The organism is Deltaproteobacteria bacterium (assembly GCA_026388415.1).
GTDB lineage: Bacteria > Desulfobacterota > Syntrophia > Syntrophales > JACQWR01 > JAPLJV01.
In genome coordinates, this window is the sequence record JAPLJV010000061.1 from 33,684 (window position 1) to 52,923 (window position 19,240).

At 53.6% G+C, this 19,240-nt stretch carries 20 protein-coding genes; 3 read left to right on the forward strand and 17 right to left on the reverse strand.

What is annotated here, in order from left to right; translation table 11 throughout:
• Positions 1 to 115 precede the first annotated feature (115 nt).
• Positions 116 to 1,051: a bifunctional riboflavin kinase/FAD synthetase gene (locus NT140_12480; GenBank protein MCX5832676.1), complete on the forward strand. Its 936-nt coding sequence runs from the start codon at positions 116 to 118 to the stop codon at positions 1,049 to 1,051.
• Here NT140_12480 and NT140_12485 read toward each other — a convergent pair.
• From NT140_12485 to NT140_12565, 17 genes are all read right to left on the reverse strand, one after another.
• Positions 1,046 to 2,020, reverse strand: coding sequence for a Tim44 domain-containing protein (locus NT140_12485; protein MCX5832677.1), 975 nt, complete (start codon positions 2,018 to 2,020; stop codon positions 1,046 to 1,048). The two genes, NT140_12480 and NT140_12485, sit on opposite strands and share 6 nt — an antisense overlap.
• Positions 2,021 to 2,124: 104 nt before the next feature.
• Positions 2,125 to 2,829: a DUF3047 domain-containing protein gene (locus tag NT140_12490; protein ID MCX5832678.1), complete on the reverse strand. Its 705-nt coding sequence runs from the start codon at positions 2,827 to 2,829 to the stop codon at positions 2,125 to 2,127.
• The gene (gene pyrE / locus NT140_12495) at positions 2,819 to 3,409 is read right to left on the reverse strand and encodes an orotate phosphoribosyltransferase (protein ID MCX5832679.1); all 591 of its coding nucleotides are present in this window, start codon (positions 3,407 to 3,409) and stop codon (positions 2,819 to 2,821) included. Before pyrE ends, NT140_12490 begins: the two co-directional genes overlap by 11 nt.
• The gene (locus NT140_12500) at positions 3,406 to 5,847 is read right to left on the reverse strand and encodes a homocysteine S-methyltransferase family protein (GenBank protein MCX5832680.1); all 2,442 of its coding nucleotides are present in this window, start codon (positions 5,845 to 5,847) and stop codon (positions 3,406 to 3,408) included. Before NT140_12500 ends, pyrE begins: the two co-directional genes overlap by 4 nt.
• Before the next feature lie 14 nt (positions 5,848 to 5,861).
• The gene (locus NT140_12505; GenBank protein ID MCX5832681.1) at positions 5,862 to 6,464 is read right to left on the reverse strand and encodes a methionine synthase; all 603 of its coding nucleotides are present in this window, start codon (positions 6,462 to 6,464) and stop codon (positions 5,862 to 5,864) included.
• A 72-nt stretch (positions 6,465 to 6,536) separates the two neighbouring features.
• A complete protein-coding gene (locus tag NT140_12510; protein MCX5832682.1) occupies positions 6,537 to 7,031 on the reverse strand; it encodes a 3-isopropylmalate dehydratase small subunit in 495 nt (164 codons plus the stop codon).
• Positions 7,032 to 7,083: 52 nt separating this feature from the next.
• Positions 7,084 to 8,343, reverse strand: a complete 1,260-nt coding sequence (gene leuC, locus NT140_12515; protein MCX5832683.1) for a 3-isopropylmalate dehydratase large subunit — start codon at positions 8,341 to 8,343, stop codon at positions 7,084 to 7,086.
• A gap of 79 nt (positions 8,344 to 8,422) precedes the next feature.
• Entirely contained in the window at positions 8,423 to 9,967 is a 1,545-nt protein-coding gene (locus NT140_12520) for a 2-isopropylmalate synthase (protein ID MCX5832684.1), read from the reverse strand.
• Positions 9,968 to 9,985: 18 nt separating this feature from the next.
• Entirely contained in the window at positions 9,986 to 11,053 is a 1,068-nt protein-coding gene (locus NT140_12525; GenBank protein MCX5832685.1) for a 3-isopropylmalate dehydrogenase, read from the reverse strand.
• 334 nt (positions 11,054 to 11,387) lie between these two features.
• Complete coding sequence (locus NT140_12530; protein MCX5832686.1) at positions 11,388 to 11,921, reverse strand: DUF4337 domain-containing protein; 534 nt, start codon at positions 11,919 to 11,921, stop codon at positions 11,388 to 11,390.
• Positions 11,922 to 12,060: 139 nt separating this feature from the next.
• On the reverse strand, positions 12,061 to 12,438 hold the full coding sequence (locus NT140_12535; protein MCX5832687.1) for a cyclic nucleotide-binding domain-containing protein: 378 nt from the start codon (positions 12,436 to 12,438) through the stop codon (positions 12,061 to 12,063).
• 101 nt (positions 12,439 to 12,539) lie between these two features.
• A complete protein-coding gene (locus NT140_12540) occupies positions 12,540 to 13,487 on the reverse strand; it encodes an iron transporter (protein ID MCX5832688.1) in 948 nt (315 codons plus the stop codon).
• 83 nt (positions 13,488 to 13,570) lie between these two features.
• Entirely contained in the window at positions 13,571 to 13,951 is a 381-nt protein-coding gene (locus tag NT140_12545; protein ID MCX5832689.1) for a hypothetical protein, read from the reverse strand.
• A gap of 132 nt (positions 13,952 to 14,083) precedes the next feature.
• Positions 14,084 to 14,731, reverse strand: coding sequence for a lactate utilization protein (locus NT140_12550; protein ID MCX5832690.1), 648 nt, complete (start codon positions 14,729 to 14,731; stop codon positions 14,084 to 14,086).
• 28 nt (positions 14,732 to 14,759) lie between these two features.
• Positions 14,760 to 15,659 carry a cation diffusion facilitator family transporter gene (locus NT140_12555; GenBank protein MCX5832691.1) on the reverse strand — a complete coding sequence of 300 codons (900 nt, stop codon included), beginning with the start codon at positions 15,657 to 15,659 and terminating at the stop codon, positions 14,760 to 14,762.
• Positions 15,660 to 15,851: 192 nt separating this feature from the next.
• The gene (locus NT140_12560) at positions 15,852 to 15,971 is read right to left on the reverse strand and encodes a hypothetical protein (GenBank protein ID MCX5832692.1); all 120 of its coding nucleotides are present in this window, start codon (positions 15,969 to 15,971) and stop codon (positions 15,852 to 15,854) included.
• A gap of 74 nt (positions 15,972 to 16,045) precedes the next feature.
• Positions 16,046 to 16,927 (reverse strand): ARMT1-like domain-containing protein, encoded by an 882-nt coding sequence (locus NT140_12565; protein ID MCX5832693.1) that lies wholly within the window; start codon positions 16,925 to 16,927, stop codon positions 16,046 to 16,048.
• Between the two features lie 566 nt (positions 16,928 to 17,493).
• On the opposite strand from NT140_12565, the gene NT140_12570 reads away from it, so the two are divergent.
• Positions 17,494 to 17,640 carry a hypothetical protein gene (locus tag NT140_12570; GenBank protein ID MCX5832694.1) on the forward strand — a complete coding sequence of 49 codons (147 nt, stop codon included), beginning with the start codon at positions 17,494 to 17,496 and terminating at the stop codon, positions 17,638 to 17,640.
• A 62-nt stretch (positions 17,641 to 17,702) separates the two neighbouring features.
• The gene (locus NT140_12575; GenBank protein ID MCX5832695.1) at positions 17,703 to 19,058 is read left to right on the forward strand and encodes a sigma 54-interacting transcriptional regulator; all 1,356 of its coding nucleotides are present in this window, start codon (positions 17,703 to 17,705) and stop codon (positions 19,056 to 19,058) included.
• Positions 19,059 to 19,240 lie beyond the last annotated feature (182 nt).

The following is a 19,240-nucleotide window of genomic DNA, read 5'->3' on the forward strand; positions in this document are numbered from 1 at the left end:
ATCTCGTGCCTATCTATACTGATGACCCGAATATTGTCAAGAAAAAATGATCTTCTATAATTGTGATGGTCATGGTATGTGTGTTGTCAATAGCGAAGGAAAGTGGATAATTAATATGCAGGTAATCAAGTACCCGGAAGACGTCCCCCCCGAATTAAAGGGCGCCTTCATCACCATAGGCAATTTCGATGGCGTCCATCTGGGACACCGACACGTATTTCAAAGACTCGTCCAGGCCGCCCGGGCAGCTAAACGGAAGGCCCTGCTCGTAACCTTTGTCCCCCACCCCAAGATGGTCATGCACCCCGAACGGAGACCATTTTACCTGCTCACGACCCTGGAGGAAAGGGTCAAACTGCTGGCGGAATTGCAACTCGACGCCGTTATCCTGGTCCCTTTTACCATTCAATATGCAGCCACGACCGCAGCGGAATTTATCTCGGATTTTCTGTGGGAAAATCTGCGGGTGGGAAAAATATTCATCGGCCATGACTATAAATTCGGCCAGGGCCAGGCAGGCAATAAAGACATGCTGGCGGCCTGGGGGCAAGACCTCGACTTTGAAGTTGAAGTTATCAATGCCTTCTCCTGTGACGGCATCATCATCAGCAGCACCCGCATCAGAAAGCTCATTCTCGCCGGAGATGTCCGGCAGGCCGCCTTGCTTTTGGGCCGCCCGTATAATGTAAGCGGCTCTGTGATCGAAGGAAAGAAGCGCGGCGGCGCTCTGGGATTCCCCACGGCCAATATTATGCCGCACAAAGAGTTGCTGCCCGCGAAAGGCGTTTATGCCGCCCGCGTTAACCTGAACGGGACACAATACCAGGCTGTTTTGAATATCGGTCTGAACCCTACCTTCGGAGACGTCGCCATATCACTGGAAGTGCATTTGATGGGGTTCCCCCCGGAAAACATCTATGGACAATCGCTGGATATTCTTTTTATCGAGCGGATCAGGGAAGAGCGCCGCTTCGCGAGTCCGGCAGAACTGGTGGCCCAGATCAGCAAGGACACGGAGCAGGCGCTCGCGATCCTGAAACTTCGCCTATGATACCTGGTTGATAGCCGAAAGCTGCCAGGGATTATTTCCCACGGGACGGGTGAAAGTCCAGTATTCCTCAAATTTGACCGGTTCGGTCTTGCTGCCCGACACCACCTGGCCGGAATCCTCATCCACTGTATAATCCAGCAAGTTGGCGTAATAACGGACCGTAATGAAATCCTTGCCGGCCTCCTGCCATACTTCCGTGATATCCACGGTTCTGACGGCAATATTCTCGAGACGGTTGATCCGTCTTAGCTGTTTCAGATCGCTGGCGTCCCTCTGTAGGATGCCGAACATCTCATCGGTGAACTGAGTGCGGATCACCGACATATCGCGATTCGCAAATGCCCCCTGTATCTTGAAGAAGTTGTCCAGGCACTGATCCTTAAAGCGCTGATCATCAAAAGAGGAATCCATTTGCCTCAGGTAGCCCAGTCCGGCACCCAGGTCGCTTGACGCCGACTGCTGTTCATAGGCGGGAGCGTAGGATGAGGAGCCGTAGAGCGGCTGTTGAGGCGATGCCTCCTGGTAATAGTTTGGACTGCCCGGCCCCGCCGCTTCCAGCCGCTTCTTTTTTATATACCACCAGACTCCGTAAAGAAGCAAACCGATCAAAATGATCTCGAACAGGCCAATGCCGCCACCGCCGATACCACCACCGCCAGCAAATCCCATGCCCCGGAATAGCATTCCGCCGATCATCCCGCCAACCAGACCACCGGCCATGCTTCTCAGGAAGCCGCCGCTCTGGGGCTGCTGGAAGGGCTGGTTCAAGGGACTTGACGGTGTGGGGCTGAGCTGCTGTGACGGGCTTGGCGAAGATGGTCGCGGCGCCGAGAACGATCGCGAACCCATGCTCCCCATAGACCTGCCACCGCCCACCCGGGCAAAGGCGTCAATCTCCAGGACATACAAACACAAAAAGAACAGACTGAAAAACATCAGTCCATTTTTTGCCCATCTGCTTGAAAACATACTGCCCTCCTTCATTGCTGTGTTAATTGATAAACTATTGAGTTTTAGCTGTACCATAATTATCGAGGAAATAACATTAATGATTTCGTTGCACACAGCCGTTATCATTGACGACTGAAAAAGATGTCGCCGATATAACATTCCGCGGCGCTTTTAGTATGCTGCGAGTTGATATAGAGGGAAATCCCCTGTATCGGCCCGGCCGGCTCGCCGCTCTGGATATCTCGAAACAATTTTTGATAATCATGGTAAATATTGCGTTTCTCGGCATACCAGTGACCAAGTTTGTCGCTTTTGTTCCTCAACACTACGTATCTCATTTTACCCCCGCCTAATTGCGGAGAGCGACCGGTCCACTCTTTGGGAGTTTCGTTATCCCAGATATAGCCGAGCACCGGTGTGTTCAATTTCGCCGGAAAGCCGGTGGCAGGAAAGGCCAGGTAGATTTGAGCCGCCTGGTCATCCGTTTCCGATTTCCGGACGTCTCCGCCCGGGGGGAGTTTACCCGCCTTCCATGTCCAGTTCAGATAAGGATACTCTCTGATGTTGAGTTTCACAGCCCTTTTTATCCCGAAGGAGGATTGATCGCTGACCATCTTCAGGCAATAGCCTTCGCCATTCCTTTCCAGGTGCAGGGTGGCCCAGCCTGCCCTCCTGTCCAGCTCCCAACCGGCCGGCACACCTTTTGGGGCATCGCCGGTAGCAAAGCCCACGGCAATAACGGACTCATTGATCTCCGCCGGTGCTGCCAATGGATACATCAACAGGAAAATCAGCAAACAAGCTGATAGCAGCCCCTTACGTCCCACGTTTTTCCTCATAGAGAGACATGATGTCACTTCTCGTAAAAACAGCGTCAACGCGGGCGACCTGGCGGAGGATATTTTCTCGCCCCCCCTCTTCCCGGTCAACCAGGGTAACAACGCGCTCGATGATCAATCCCGCTTCACGGGCGCGCTCGATGGCCGTCAGGGTGGAGCCGCCTGTGGTGATGACATCGTCAATGATCGCCACCTTTTCACCCGGCCGCACATCCCCCTCGACGGCGCTCTTCGTTCCGTGCCCCTTGACATCTTTCCTGATGATAAATGATTTTATAGGTTTGCCGCGCTGATACGAAATCAGGGACAGGGCGTTGGCGATGGGGTCGGCGCCCAGGGTCAGGCCTCCGGCGGCGGAAACATCGGCATCGGCCAGCATGGCAAAGATAATCATGCCGATCAGATTCATACCTTCCGGATCCAGGGTGGTAGGCTTGCAATTGAAGTAGTAATTGCTGGTGCGTCCCGAAGCCAGCGTAAAGGGCGGGTTGTCCCGGTACTGGAAGGACTTGGTCATAATAATTTCCGCCAGCCTGTTTTTCATTTCCGGCAATGTCAAATTCATCATTTCGCACCCCCCGTTTTTGCCCGGTTCTTAATCAATCCTTCCAGCACCCGCACCGCCTCCACGCCGTCCTTCGCATAGGCCGCGCCTAAGGAAGAGGCATAGTCTCTCGTGACGACGGCACCCCCCACCATGAAAGGACATTGGAGCCCTTCCCGTGCCGCGCGTTCAATGACCGCTTGCATGTTGACCATGGTAGTCGTCATGAGGGCGGATAATCCCACGGCCTGGGGTTGATGTTTTTTCATCGCCGCAATAACGTCTTCCGTTGGCACATTCTTGCCCAGATCAACGATCTGATAGCCGTGATTCCTCAACATCAACGCCACGATATTCTTGCCGATATCATGGATGTCCCCCATGACGGTCGCGAGGATGACCGTCCCTTTCTGCCCGACGGCGGTGCTTCCGACACCGAGGAGAGGCTCCACGATTGCCAGGGCCAGCTTCATCGCCTCGGCGCTGGCAATGAGTTGCGGCAGAAAATAGACTTTCTGATCGTAGAGATCCCCTACCCGGACAATGGCGGGGATCATGGACTCATCTACCAGACTTTTGGCCGCCACACCAGCCAGCAAAGCCTCTTCCACCCGGGCGGCGACATCTTCCCGGTCTCCTTCCCGGATCGCCCGGGCAACCCGGGCCGCCGGTGAAGCATCGGGCGGCGGTGCCTGTTGATCAGTCCGTTGTGTCGTCGCCGCTGCCGACCGCGAAAAACGCGCGATATAGGAGGCCGCATCCCGGTCTTTTTTCAGCAGCAGATCCCCTGCCATTTTGATATTCATGGTCTCGGCGCTGCCGGGATTGGCAATTGCCAGCGTGAGCCCCAACGCCTGCGCCATGGCCAGAAACGCGGCATTAACCCATTGCCGCTCGGGCATGCCGAAAGAGACATTGGAAACGCCGAGCAGGGTGCGGCATTGGAACCGCTCCGTGCACCAGGCAATCGTCTTTAACGTTTCTATGGCCGCTTGGGCGTCCGAGGCCACGGTCATGACCAGGCCATCCACAATGACGTCATCCTTGGTGAAGCCGAACTTCCGGGCCGCCCGGAAGATGTCCTTAATGACCTCCCTGCGTCTTTCTACCGTGGCGGGAATTTCCCCCTCCGTGAGCGGCAGCATGATGAACATGGCGCCGTATTTGGCGGCGAGCGGCAGGAGCCGGACCATCTTTACCTTTTCTCCCGAAATGGAATTGATCAGCGCCCGGCCCGGATAGCGGCGGAGGGCAGCTTCAATGGTTTCCGCTCGCGAAGAATCCACCACCAAGGGGATGCTCGTCGTCACGGCAAGCAGATCCAGGATATCCCGGATGGCCTTGACTTCATCAAGACCCGGGACGCCGACATTCACGTCCAAAAGCGCGGCCCCCAGCTCCTCCTGTTCCCGGGCCATCTGCCGCACCAGCGTCATCTTCCCTTCCCGCAGCTCCTGCTGCAGGGCTTTCTTGCCCGTCGGATTCAACCGCTCGCCCACAATCTGCAATGGTTGATCACCCGTAAAGAGCCGGTAACTGCGGGCAGAGCTGACGGCGCTGAGCGATTTCCGGCGGGGGCCGATGGGAACGCTGTCGGCTACGCTCTGCTTGAGACTCCGGATGTGCGCCGGCGTAGTGCCGCAACAGCCGCCCAGCATATTTACGCCCGCCTCGGCAAACCTTTGGCCAAAGGCGGCAAAGGCCTTGTCATCCATATCGAATACCGTCCGGTTGCCTTCCAGGTGAGGCATGCCGGCATTCGGTTTGGCCACCAGCGGAACGGTGGCGTAAGGTTTCATCGCGGCCACCAGCGCAAGCATCGTCTCGGGCCCGGAAGAACAATTGCAGCCTACGGCATCTGCCCCGAGGCTTTGCAGGGTGATCAAGGCGGTGACCGGGTCGGTGCCGTTTAACGTGCGGCCATCCTTTTCGTAGGTCATGGTGACGATGGTAAAATAATCGCAGGTCTCCTTGACGGCCAGCAGGGCCGCCCGGGCCTCCTGAATATCAATCATGGTTTCGATGACAAACAGATCAACGCCGCCCGCAAGCAGCCCCGCAACCTGCTCCTTGAAAATCTCCACGGCTTCCTCAAAGGCCAGATCGCCGAAAGGCGCCACAAAGCGGCCCGTGGGACCAATATCGCCGGCCACCAGAGCGTTTTTCCCGCCCGCGTTTTTGGCCAGCCGGGCCAAGTCGCGATTTACCGTCCGGACGTCATGAACGCCGTAATGGGCTAATTTGCAGCGGTTTGCCCCAAAGGTGGAGGTATAGACAATATCGGCGCCTGCCTGGTCATAGACCCGGTAAATATCCGTCAGAACTCGCGAATTTTCCAGGCACCACGTCTCCGGGCAGATTCCGGTTGGCATCCCGCCTTTCTGCAGCTCCGTGCCGATAGCCCCGTCGAGGATCACGACTTGGCTTTTGATGAGCTTCCTGATTCTGTTTTTAGCGTTCACTGGCAATACCCTCATTATGAACTTATTACGCCCGCAATGGCCGTTACTGATTTTTCCGGTATGAGTAAAAAACTCGCGGTAATCTGCACCCCGAGACGCGAAAGGTCCAGGAGACGAAACATCGTGGCCTGATTTTCGAGCCCAAAATCGCCATAGCCGGCGGAATATCTGCGTGGTTTGAGTGCCTTGTTTTCTCGTCGCAACTCCCTGCCGAAATAAGTCATGATCCAGTCTAAGGAGGCATCAACCATTTCGCTGGCGACGGCATCAATAACCACGCCACGTGTCACCTGACTCCCCGTGACATCCGCAGCGATGGCGGCCATTACCTCACCGCCCGCGGTGGCGCCCATGAGAACCACTTCACCGCACTCCTGAAGAAAGGCGGCCAACTGGCGGCTGTGGAAAACATCCTCCCCGGCCTGTTCTTCCAGCATGACTCGCGCATCTTGCAGCCCCCGCAGGGCGAGGCGGCGTCCCACCCCCCGCAGATTGATCAAAGTAAGAGCGTCCTCGATATACCGTTCCACTTCCGCCTCCTGACCGGTCGGCAGACTGGTGACGCCCGGCCGGTAGCCCAGACGCCGGTAAATCCGCTTGCGCGGCGCTTCAATCATTATCCTGTCAAACAAAACAATGGGATGCATCAAAAAGAATCCGTCCCGTTTATCGGGGTCAGAAAGGGGGAGTTAATGTCGCTTCCGCTCAATATGTTTCATCAGTCCGCCGTCGTTGATTAATTCCTGCATGAAGGGCGGGATGGGATTAACGGTCAGTGTCTTTCCCTCGGCGCCGATAATGGTTATACTGCCCCGGTCGCCGTCCACCTCGATTTCCTGGCCGTCGGCCACGAGATCCCATAAATCTGCCGACTCGAAAATCGGCAGCCCCATGTTGAAGGAATTCCGGTAAAATATCCGGGCAAAACTCCGGGCGATCACGCAGGAAAGCCCCGCCACCTTGATGGCAATCGGCGCATGTTCCCGTGAGGAGCCGCAGCCGAAATTATTGCCGGCCACGATAATGTCGCCGGGGCTTATTTTCTTTACAAACCCCGGATCGGCGTCTTCCATGCAGTGCGCCGCTAAAACCTGAGAATCCGAGGTATTTAAATAACGTGCCGGAATAATTGCATCCGTATCAATATTGTCGCCAAACTTCCAAACCTGACCGTGAAATTTCATTTTCCCTGACCCCTTTCCCCATGGTTGTTTCAAGAATTACCCGGCCCGATCGTCACAGTTCATCCGGTCCGGCAATCCGGCCCAGTATCGCCGATGCGGCTGCCACAGCGGGATTGGTCAAGTATACCTCACTGCCCGGATGCCCCATGCGTCCCACAAAGTTCCTGTTCGTGGTGGATACGACCCGTTCCCCTTCCGCCAGAATTCCCATATAACCGCCCAGACAGGGGCCGCAGGTAGGCGTGCTGACGGCGGCTTTTGCATCGAGAAAGATATCGAACAGCCCTTCTTTCATGGCCTGTCGGTAGATTTCCGGCGTGGCGGGGATAACAATAAGACGGACGTAGGGGGCTGCCTTCCTCCCCTTCAAGACTGCGGCGGCGACGCGCAGATCTTCGATTCTCCCGTTGGTGCACGAACCGATCACGACCTGATCAATCTTGACCTCTCCCACCTGGCTGATACCCCGCGTATTCGATGGCAGGTGGGGAAAGGCCACCTGCGGCTCAATCTTGCTCACGTCTATGTCAATTACCTGACAATAGACGGCATCGGCGTCGGAGGCATAAAATTTATAGGCCCGCTTGGCTCTTTTTTCCACATAGACCCTCGTTGTTTCGTCAGGGGCAAAAATCCCGTTTTTCGCCCCGGCTTCAACAGCCATATTGGCGATTGTCAAGCGATCCGCCATGTTCAGTGAAGCCACCGTCTCGCCGGTAAACTCCAGCGCCCGGTAAAGAGCTCCGTCCACGCCGATGAGGCCAATAAGATAGAGGATCAGGTCCTTACCTGAGACCCATCTGTTCAAAGGGCCATGGAATACGACCTTGATCGTCTCGGGAACCTTGAACCAAGCCTCCCCGGTCAGCATGGCAGCGGCAAAATCCGTACTGCCCACCCCGGTGGAAAAGGCCCCCAGGGCTCCGTAGGTGCAGGTGTGGCTGTCGGCCCCGATGATCAGATCGCCCGGCAGCACCACGCCTTGTTCCGGCAGGAGCGCATGTTCCACGCCCACTTCCCCCACTTCATAGTAATGGGTCAGGGATTGTTCCCGGGCAAAATCTCTCAGGATCTTGCTCTGTTCTGCCGAACTGATATCCTTATTGGGCGTAAAGTGGTCCGGTACAATGACCACTTTTTCTTTGTCAAAAACCTGCTTCGCGCCAGTTTTCCTGAATTCGGAAATCGCGATCGGCGCCGTTATATCGTTTCCCAGGGCAATGTCCAGCCGGGCATTGATCAACATGCCGGGATGGACATCCTGCAAGTCTGTGTGGACGCAAAGTATTTTTTCCGTTATGGTCATTCCCATCTGCCGTCTCCCCTGCTCGTTTTGATTGTGCTTCCCTTATAACATAAGTACGGGCAGGTTTCAAATCTGCCCCGACGTATTATTCAAATTTAACTTTCCTGACCTCCGTCTTCAAACGCTCGAGCCGGTTTAAGGCATTGATGTAGGCCTTGGCCGAGGCCACCAGAATATCCGGGTGCGCGCCCCGCCCCACGACGGTGTGGTCGCCGTATCTTAAATGCACAGCCACCTCCCCCTGGGCATCACTCCCCCCGGTGATGGCATTGACCACATATTGCTGCAGAAAATTATTGGTTTTGGTGATCTTTCTGATGGCGGCAAAGGTGGCATCCACTGGACCGATGCCGAAACCGGCATCATGGATGATTTCCATGTCAATCTCCATCTGCATGGTCGCCGTCGGGATGACGACATTGCCACTGACCACCGTCAGGGAAACCAGCTTGTATTTGTCCTCGATGCGGAAGATCTCTTCGGAAATAATCGCTTCCAGATCTTCGTCAAAAATCTCTTTTTTGACATCCGCCAGTTCTTTGAAACGGACAAAGACCCGGGCCACCTCTTCTTTGGACAGGACGTAGCCCAGCTTCTTGAGCCGCTCGACAATTGCATGCCGTCCCGAATGTTTCCCCAGCACCAGGTGGGTGCCCGAGATTCCCACCGACTGCGGGGTCATGATCTCATAAGTGGTTTTTTCCTTGATCAGTCCGTCCTGATGAATCCCCGATTCGTGGGCAAAGGCATTGGCGCCCACAATGGCCTTGTTCGGCTGGACTTGGATGCCTGTAATCTTGGTCAGAAGCTTGGAGGAATTGTAGATCTGCTCCGTATTGATGCCCGTGTAACAATGGAATACGTCCTTCCTGGTTACCAGCGCCATCACCACTTCTTCCATAGCGGCGTTGCCCGCCCGCTCGCCGATGCCGTTTACGGTACACTCCACCTGCCGGGCGCCGTTCTTGATCGCCGCCAGGGAGTTGGCCACCGCCAGCCCCAGATCGTTGTGGCAGTGGACGGAGATGATCGCCTGGCCGATGTTTTTTACCTTCTGAAACAGGTAGGCAATCAGCCGGCCGAATTCTTCGGGAGTGGCATATCCCACTGTATCGGGAATATTCACCGTCCTGGCGCCCTCGGCAATGACGGCCTCCACCATCTCGCACAGATAGTCCCGGTCGGAACGGGTGGCATCCATCGGGGAGAATTCCACCTGCGGCGTACAGGCCGCGGCATGCTTCACCGCCGCCCGGGCCTCTTTTAACACCTGTGCCCGCGTCTTGTTGAGCTGATATTTAAGATGGATGTCGGAAGAAGAGATGAAGGTGTGGATCCGCGGGTGGGCCGCTTCGGCAATGGCTTCCCAGGCCCGGTCTATATCCGCCAGATCCGCCCGTGCCAAGGCAGCCACCTGTGCGACCTTGATCTCCCCCGCAATCTGGCGCACGGCCTGAAAATCTCCCTCCGAGGCAACCGGGAAACCGGCCTCAATGATATCAACGCCCATTTTTTCCAACTGGCGGGCCAGCCGCAGCTTCTCATCGAGGTTCATGCTGGCGCCGGGCGACTGTTCGCCGTCCCTTAGCGTCGTGTCAAATATGAATATCCTGTCTCCTCTTGCATCCATCATCTTCCTCCCAGCTTCTTAGACATGGGTCGCGGCCCAGTCGCCGATTTCACTCGTACTCATGCCCATTTTTCCGGCATCGAGGCTTTTCAATTTCCCGCTTTCCAGGAGTTTCACCACCACTGCTTCGACGCGCCGACCGGCCTTTTCTTCTCCCAGGGTGTCCAGCATCATCCCGCCGGCGCAGATGGCCGCCAGCGGATTGATGATGTTTTGTCCCGTATATTTGGGCGCCGAGCCGCCGATGGGTTCGAACATGGAGACGCCTTCGGGATTGATGTTTCCCCCCGCAGCGATACCCATTCCGCCTTGAATCATGGCGCCCAGATCCGTGATAATATCGCCGAACAGGTTGTCCGTCACAATCACGTCAAACCATTCCGGATTTTTAACCATCCACATGCAGGTCGCATCAACATGGGCATAGTCCGTCTTTACATCGGGATAATCACCGGCGACTTCGTGGAAGGCCCGTTCCCAGAGATCCCAGGCGTAGGTCAAGACATTTGTTTTGCCGCAGAGGGTGAGCTTTTTGGCCTTGGCCCGCTTTTGGGCCAGCTTGAAGGCGTAGCGCAGGCAGCGTTCCACCCCTTTTCTTGTATTGATTGATTCCTGGGTGGCGACCTCATCGGGCGTGCCTTTTTTCAGCGTGCCGCCGGCCCCGGCGTAAAGACCCTCCGTATTTTCCCGCACGACGACAAAGTCTATATCGCGGGGGCCTTTATCCCGGAGCGGGCAGGGGACATTGGGATAGAGCTTCACGGGTCTCAGGTTGATGTACTGGTCCAGCTCAAAGCGCAGGCGCAGGAGCAGCCCCTTTTCCAGAATCCCGGGCCTGACATCGGGATGGCCGATCGCGCCCAGATAGATGGCGTCAAACTGGCGCAATTCGGCCAGCACGGAATCGGGAAGGATATCGCCTGTTTTCTTGTACCGTTCCCCACCCAGATCGTAGTGGACCAGGTCAAAGGAAATCGTCTCCGCCGCCGCCACGGCCTGGAAAACCTTCAGCCCCTCATTGATAACCTCCGGTCCTGTTCCATCGCCCGGCAGAACCGCTATCTTATATGTTTTCTTAGCACTCATGGCAACCTCCTGTCGGATAATTTCCGCTGCAAGTTTTTCCTCTTAATATCGGAAAAGTGAAAGGAATAAAGCGGGTGGGACTTATTAACGCAACGCTGCTCTGAAGTCAACAACTGATGCCATCGCGGCTCCCGTCATGCCGGGCGCAGACCACCGCCGGATGGCGACGCTAAGTTTTAAGGCACTCTGACGGCCAAGGCCAAAATAGCCATGATTGCCATTAAGGCAATAATTGACCACAACTAATTGTGTATCAGCATCCTTAAGAGAATAGCCGAACCGTGTAAGTAGCCAAAATATCTTCTTATATGAATACATGAGGCCGTGCGTGCCTCTATTTCATGAACTGGAAAAATCCGTTACAGAAATAGAGGAGCCCGAGGCTTCCGGCCCCCACCCCGATAAACCAGAATAATTTCTTCTTCATGAGCGCTGCAATCGAAGAAAGCAGGATGCCGATTTGCAGAAACATGGCCGCCACGCCAAAGGCCGCCGCATGCAATTGCGATTCGTCGCGCAGCAATTCGAGGCCCTCCGCTTTCTTTTTTATATCCGTCTTTTCCGTATCGTAAACCTGGATTTTCTGGGCATAACCGGCAATCTTTTTCTCGTATTCGGCCTGAACGGCAGGTGGCTGCCGTGACGATTTAAGCTCCAGTTCGAACCGCTCCTTCTGCAGCTCATACATATAGCCCTTGATGCTCTTCGCCTGAAAATAGGACCACTGATCCGACGCCTGGGACTGGGACATCACCGACCGCGTGGAGAAGGAACCTCCCCTCAGGGTCGAAAGGGTAGCGCAGACCGCAAAAATGACCGTTGTAATAGCCAGATAGTTAAGCCAGGTTTCTTTCTTTTCTTCCACCATAAATCATCCCCGTAAAGTTCTTTCAGGATGGCGTGAAACGATGCATTCCAGGGCGCCCGCGTGGGAAGCTGGTCAATCTTTCTGCCCAGCTTTCGGTATATGTCTTTCCCGAAAATATGTCCCATAATTGCAATAAGTTTTAATCGCCTTTTCCATCCTGCGGCTCCACAGACTTCTGGGTAACTTTCCTGAGGCGGAATGCTACCGTTTTGAGAATTTTCTGGAAGTCGGCGGATATCTTGTTGAATTCACTGTCAAAGAAGTCCCGGTCAATAATGCCCACCACCGCCGTTCCCTTGGCAGTAGCCGTTGCGGACCGTGGTTCCTTGTCAATATAGGCCATCTCGCCGAATACGTCACCCTCATCCAAGGTCTCGACGACTATCCTCTGGCCGCCAACTTTTTTGGATATTTCGACTTCACCCTCGTCCACGACATAAATCCAGTCGCCATTTGACCCCTCTTCGAAAATGACCTGCCCATCCTGGAACGTCTCATAAGATGCGATCTGAAACATTTTATCCCCCTCTGTTATTCATTCTGTAGTATGATTCTACCATATTTTTATGAATAAAGGGCAATTTATCTAAACTATTCTTCCGTTACTTCAGCATTTTTTCAGTTCCCCGGGCGGGTAAATCCGGTGCGCCACAGTCTTATCAGATGTAGTGTAATAACGGCCACAACGAGGCGGGGGATATAAAGCCAGCAAGCGTTCAGGCCTAGGGAGATGAAAAGAGGGGGATCTTCGACCATGGAATGGTTGATGCCGATGGACAGGTGCAACATTTCCAGATCCTCCGGGGAGACGTGTCCTGCCCGAGCCTCTTCAACAATGACGGCTCCACCATAAGCCAGGCCGAAAATGATGGCCGTCACCCAGAGCAGCCCCACCTTTTCGCCGAGACCCATGAACTTGAGCAGGGGGGCGAAGAATTTGACGATGGAGCCGATCCAGTCGAGAAATTTCATGACCTCCAGGAGGGTCATGAGGCACATGATGATGAAAAATATTTTCAGGCAGAGAAAGAAAGTAAGCCCCAGCCACTTCCACAGCAGGGCGTCAAAGGCGGGGCGGACAGTAAGTGTCGCTGCCGCTGGAGCGTCGGCAATGGTTCCGGGAACAAGCCAATGCGCCACGATCATCACCGTCACCGTGGCCATGATGATCCTGAAGAGCGTCGCTTTCCAGGGGTTGATTCCCGATTTTCCCTGAACAATTCCCTCCTGAATAAGATTGTGAGCCATAAGCAGGAAAATACCGATTAATGTCATCTGGCCTTCATTCAAAGGCAGAACGACCATAGCGGCAATCCCCCCGTAGATGTTGGCCGCCATACCGATAAGCAGGGGCAGGGCCGCCGCCGCGGGGAGGCTGAGAAACTTCATTACCGGGGCGATGAGAAAATCGGCCTGGTGTAGCCAGCCGCTCCAGTCCAAAAGGGTCGTTACCAGGGAAACGGGCAGGACGATCTTTATCATCCATAAGAAGCCGCGCCACCCTTTTTTGACGCCGATCATCACGCCGGTCTTGATCAACGTTGCCGTGGTAAGTTCCTGGTCCATATTATATTATCGGCAATTAAGTAAACGATACCAAATTGAAATGGCAACCCCAAGAAGTATAATAGTGGGGGGGAACGAATTTATTATGGATTGATACGGACTTTCTTGATATAGTTCCTCAGTTCGACTTCCTGCAGAACCCCCATCCAATTGAACTTTACGCCCCGGCGCCTGTAGGGGACAGATGACTGCACGCACTCACATCCAGGGGCTGGTATATCGGAAGCTGTATCATAAGGGACATTTGCCAGATATTGCCTCTCGACAAGCATTTTAAGAATGCCGGATTCCTCCAGCTCTTCCGGAGAGCCCTGGTAAATGAAAGCCGTGCCACCCTGACTGATGTCCAAGAGCTGGACCTTCTGTTCCCGATCAGTACCCGGTGAAACGATCACAAAGGTTCCACTTTGAACGATGAAACGCTTATGGTGGCGTTGCTTAAATAATCGCCTCAAGATGCCCATGCTCCTGCCTCCCTGCGAACTCATCAAAAAACATTATGGAGAAACAATATAATCTTTTCTGGGTTTCATTTTAGCTGCCAGTCCCTTGTATGTCAAGATAATTCGACAACAGATAATTCGACGCCGATGGCGCTAATATCCCATCTCTTCATTGATCAGAACAACCGTAAATAGATCAATATCGGTCGGTTTTTTCAGGAGAATCAACAGGGCGGCGCAAATTCTTTCCGGCGAATCGCAATCACTGCAAACCCCTGTCTCCGTACAGGGTGTCTTGCGTTTCAAGCGCAGGGCATTGACCACAGCCGCCTGCTGCCGCGTCCGATGGATGGCCAGGTCCAGGGAATCCACAATCTTGTTGGTACCGGCGGCGATAATTACCTTTCTGGGGCCGGAACACATACCGGCGACTCTGTTTCCTCCTCCATCCAGATTCACCAGCACACCATCGGTGGTCAAGGCGTTGACGCTGCTGAGGAAAACATCCATGGTCCCTTGCTTCCTTTTCAGTTCCAATCTAAGCGCAGGATCTTCCGAGGCATCCCAGTGATCGCAGACATAATTGCCTCTTTTGCGTAACGTCTCCACGATTCCCAGCTCATCCCGCAAGGTTACGGAACCGCCGATGCCGACTGTTTCCTGCGGTTCGATCCGTTCGGCAATGAAACGCCTGGCTTCATCGGCCGTCTCAAAGAAATAAGGATCAAAACCTTTTTTTTTCAACGCGGCCAAGACCTTTGGTATTGTCTTGCGAACCCGAATTTTTTCAATTTCTATCATGCTTTCCCCCATTTAGTAAATTTACAACTCATAGCCGGATGAGGTCTTGATGTTCCTCGTCATGAGGATTGATGTGGATCATGACGTCCCCCACATTGGGGGATTGTTCGAATATGAGACGCTGGACTTCCGTAATAATGTCGTGGGACTGCTTCACCGTCATATCGGGATTCATGTCCAACTTCAGATCAATGATCAGGTACTGTCCGGATCGTCTCCCGCGAATCTCGTGCACATGCTCAACACCGGCCACTCCTGCCGCTATGGCGGTGACGCAGGCAATCAGCTCTTTCGGCGGCTGACCGTCCATAAGATCATGGGCGGCGTTGCGGAAAGTTTCCCAGCCGATGTGAAAGATCAGGATAGCGCTCAGTCCCGCCGCCAGAGGATCCATCAGCGCCGCGCCGAAGTATGCTGCGCTCACGCCAATAAGTGTGGCGATAGAGGTAAGGGCATCTTTGCGGTGATCCTTGGCAATGGCCTCCACCGCCGGGCTCTGCAGTTGCTGCGATACAACCTGGGTGTAGCGGCAGAGAGCCTCTTTGATCACAATGGTGGCCACAGCAGCAATGATGGCGATTAATTGCGGCTCTACATAGTCTTTAAGGATGATGGTCCTGGCCGCCGTGTAAAGTATGCCGCCGCCCGTGAAGAAGATGATCAGCGAGACCAGGATGGCGCTGATGCTCTCTGCCTTGCCATGACCAAAGGGATGCTGATCATCAAAGGGTTTCCGCCCTATCTTGAGGGCGATAAGGGTGGAAAGGATCGCCACAAAGTCGCAGGCACTCTCCATCCCGTCGGCAAATACCGCTTCCGAATTGCCGTAATGACCTGCCAGCAGCTTCATGACCATCAGGCCGGCGTTTATCCAAAAGCCGATAGCGATAATCCGGTCGGCCATCCCGAAGCGTTTATTTCTTTCCATGGCTCTTGAGGTGTGCAAAAATCCGGTCCCATTCACTGCGGACGGGACAATACCTCGCTCCTCCTGACGATGTTGCTTTTTAGCCTGCCGTTTCAACTATCATATAACGAAAGCGGGAACAAGGAGAATAGACTTTTCACAACATTTTGTGGCCAATATTGCCTTGACATTTAATCGTAGCCGGTGCTTTGATTATCGCGCCGATTCAAGCTCGTAGCGTGTCTGAAAATTCATACAAAATTGAGCAGAATTCCCGAAAAAACGAGATGGCCGCAGGGCGGTGTCCGCGGTTATGCCGTGCTTTTCAAGCACAATCTCGTTAATCTGACTCGCCGGGATGCACCGGAGAAGAATCCCTCCCGTTCATGCTCCCCCCTTAGTGATAATCACTTACAATAATTATTATATACAATCAGGGCACCCAAGGGCACACTGTGGATACTACAGTAAGGGTAACATTTCGCCTGGAAAAGGAAAGTAATCTTACCCTTCAGACTCTCTTCCTCGGATAGCGTTTCGTAGTTTCCGCCCCCCTTTGAAATTATCAGGTCTGCCTGCTCAACGTGGGTTCTCACTGCAGAAGATACTTTCGCCAAAACCGTTCCTGGCAGTGGTTCTTTGATACCATTCTCTATTACTGTAGCTACTTCATCCAAGCCAACTGACAGGGCATCTTTTAGTGTTGCGTCGTTGAGGATGGGCTTGGTTCTCGTAACAAATATCACCTCAATACCATACATCATGTGGAAGGTTTCAATCAGGAGCTTGTCAAAGACAATCTCTCCACAGTTGTCACCGAAATATACGAGTTTTTTGGTTTTTTCAAGTCTTGTCTTAAGTTCCTCCACGTATTTCTGGTTGATGCCTGACAGAAGACTGAGGATTTTTCCATCCATGCCTTTCTTGGCATCTAACATGGCATCTATAGAATTACCAGCAATGGCCCACCTCATCGCTTCAAGAACAGGGTCATTGCTCTCCAATAAAATCTCCTTTAAAAAGGGATATATGTTGAGGGCTTTCTGATTCTGTTCAGCCTTCATCATCTTCAGAGGATCATCGTCTTTAGCGATTTTCTGCATCTTACGCCAGATTTCCTCTACAATCTCAGGCGCTGTGACCTTGCTGCTCCCTTCTTTTAAAGACTCCAGCGATAAGATTTCGCCCATAAACTTCTTTACCTGTTTCTCATCTTTTGTGACCCCCCTGATAATCTCGAGGGACATCTTGAGGATACAGGGGATACAATAATCATGTCTCATCAGCATATAGATAACCTCCTTCCTCAATTCTGAACGCATAGTATCCCAATTTAGGGTCAAGGGCCACCGCTCCGACGGCTTTCCCCCCAATTCGGGCTTCGATGGCATGAACCGGTTTATACATGCGACGCTCCTTTTCCGCGGGAAGCCCGCTGCCGAGAGGGTTTTGATTTCAGTATCTGCAAGGGGCTGATGGAGACCGCCGGCGCCAGAGAGTAAATCCACTCCACTCGGCCCGACCCAGGGTACGCAATACTTTTACCAGCGATTATGGTCTACTACTGCCTTAGTAGTACATAATCGTCCTCAAAAAGTCTACTAAATAGTTATGCTCAACGCCGAAAGGGCTGCCAATGGAAATCACGGCATCGCCTGATTTCAATAATCCCAGGGCGCCGCCTGTCAGAGCGAGGGCATGGAGCGTTAAATTGCCGTGAGATACTCATTTCTTTCTTGAATATTACCGCTTCCGGCCATATACTACTGGCGGTGTTTCAAATGCAACGCTGGAATAAGATTGAAGAGAACGATGAGAAGCAGTGTCTTATCAATCAATACATCAAATGGCTGGGGTGTTTGCGAAATTTCTTATCAAGGAGAATACATACACGGGACGTGACTTCAGCGGGCTTGCCAGGGGTATTGTCGCACTGGATAAGACTATCCACCACAGCCTTGCCGGAGCCGCGGTCGGCGGTATTGTGCTGCAGCGGCTTTGAGCCTGAACGCATGATGTGATCGGTAATCGGTATGAAAGACAGTATTTTAAACGGGAGGAATAATGAGCAGCAAGCTGCCCGGGGAGAATGACAAAGTCACGGAAGCGATCCTGGACTGTATTAATGACGGCGTCTTCACAGTGGACCATGACTGGATCGTTACATCCTTTAATCAGGCAGCCGAAAACATCACCGGGATCGGCAGCGGGGAAGCAATTGGCAGGCCGTGTTGTGAGGTCTTTCGCGCCAACATTTGCGAAAGCGACTGCGCCCTGCGCAGAACTCTTGAAACAGGTAAGTCCGTAGTCAATCAACATGTATATATAATGACGGCTGCGGGGAAACGGATTCCCATCAGCATAAGCACTGCGCCCCTCCGGGATGAAAAGGGGGGTCTCATGGGCGGCGTGGAAACATTTCGTGATCTCACGCTTGTCGAGGAATTGCGGAAACAACTACGCAATAACTATGTGTTTGCGGACATGCTGAGCAGAAACCACCGGATGCAGCAAATATTCTCAATCCTGCCGCAGATTGCCGAGAGTGAAAGCACCGTCCTGTTGGGCGGCGAGAGCGGTACGGGGAAGGAACTCGTCGCCAGGGCCATCCACAGCCTGAGCCGCCGCAAGGACGGGCCTTTTGTTGCTGTCAACTGTGGGGCCCTGCCGGACACCCTGCTGGAATCAGAGCTGTTCGGTTACCTGGCCGGCGCTTTTACGGATGCCAAAAAAGACAAGCCCGGCCGGTTTGCAATAGCCGCAGGCGGCACGATATTCCTGGACGAGATCGGCGACATTTCTGCGGCCCTTCAGGTGCGTCTTTTGCGCGTACTCCAGGAAAAAGAGTTCGACCCGCTGGGCAGCGTCCGCCCTGTCGAGGCCAACGTGCGGGTCATTACCGCCAGTAATAAAAATATTGGAGAGCTGGTCAAAGAAGGAAAGTTCCGTGACGACCTTTACTATCGGCTTAACGTTGTGCAGATCATTTTGCCGCCTTTACGGGACCGCATAGAGGACGTGCCGATTCTGGCGGAACTCTTCATAGACCGCTTAAACCACATCCAGGGCCGGGATGTCTCCGGGATTTCGGAGGAAGCGCTCAGCGATCTTGTGCACCACAGTTGGCCGGGAAATGTCCGTGAGCTGCAAAATGTTATTGAGCACGCCTTCATCCTGTGCCGGTCCGGTCTTATCCGTAGCGAGCATCTTCCGGACGGAATTGCGGCGCCCGGAGCAAAGAAGAAATCACCTGCTGCTGGAACGATGGCGGAGTTGGAAGCGAAGTTCCTCGAGGAAGCACTGGTGCGGAACAGCTATAAAAGACTGGCGACTGCCCGGGAGCTGAATATCAATAAAACAACCCTGTGGCGAAAGATCAAGAGGCTGGGGATTAAGTGCCCGGCGGAAGATCCCGAGTGACAGCATCTAATTTCATTAGCAATCCTGTACGGGTGCATTTTGCAGCCTCGATGTTATTGCGCGTTGCATAATGCACCTTTCTTCCACCGTCACCGCAATGGCTTTTTCCCTACCCTTCAAATAAAGCAATTGTTATTAGTGAGTTGTATCTAATACTGGCAGTCTATAGCTTTTTGGCATGT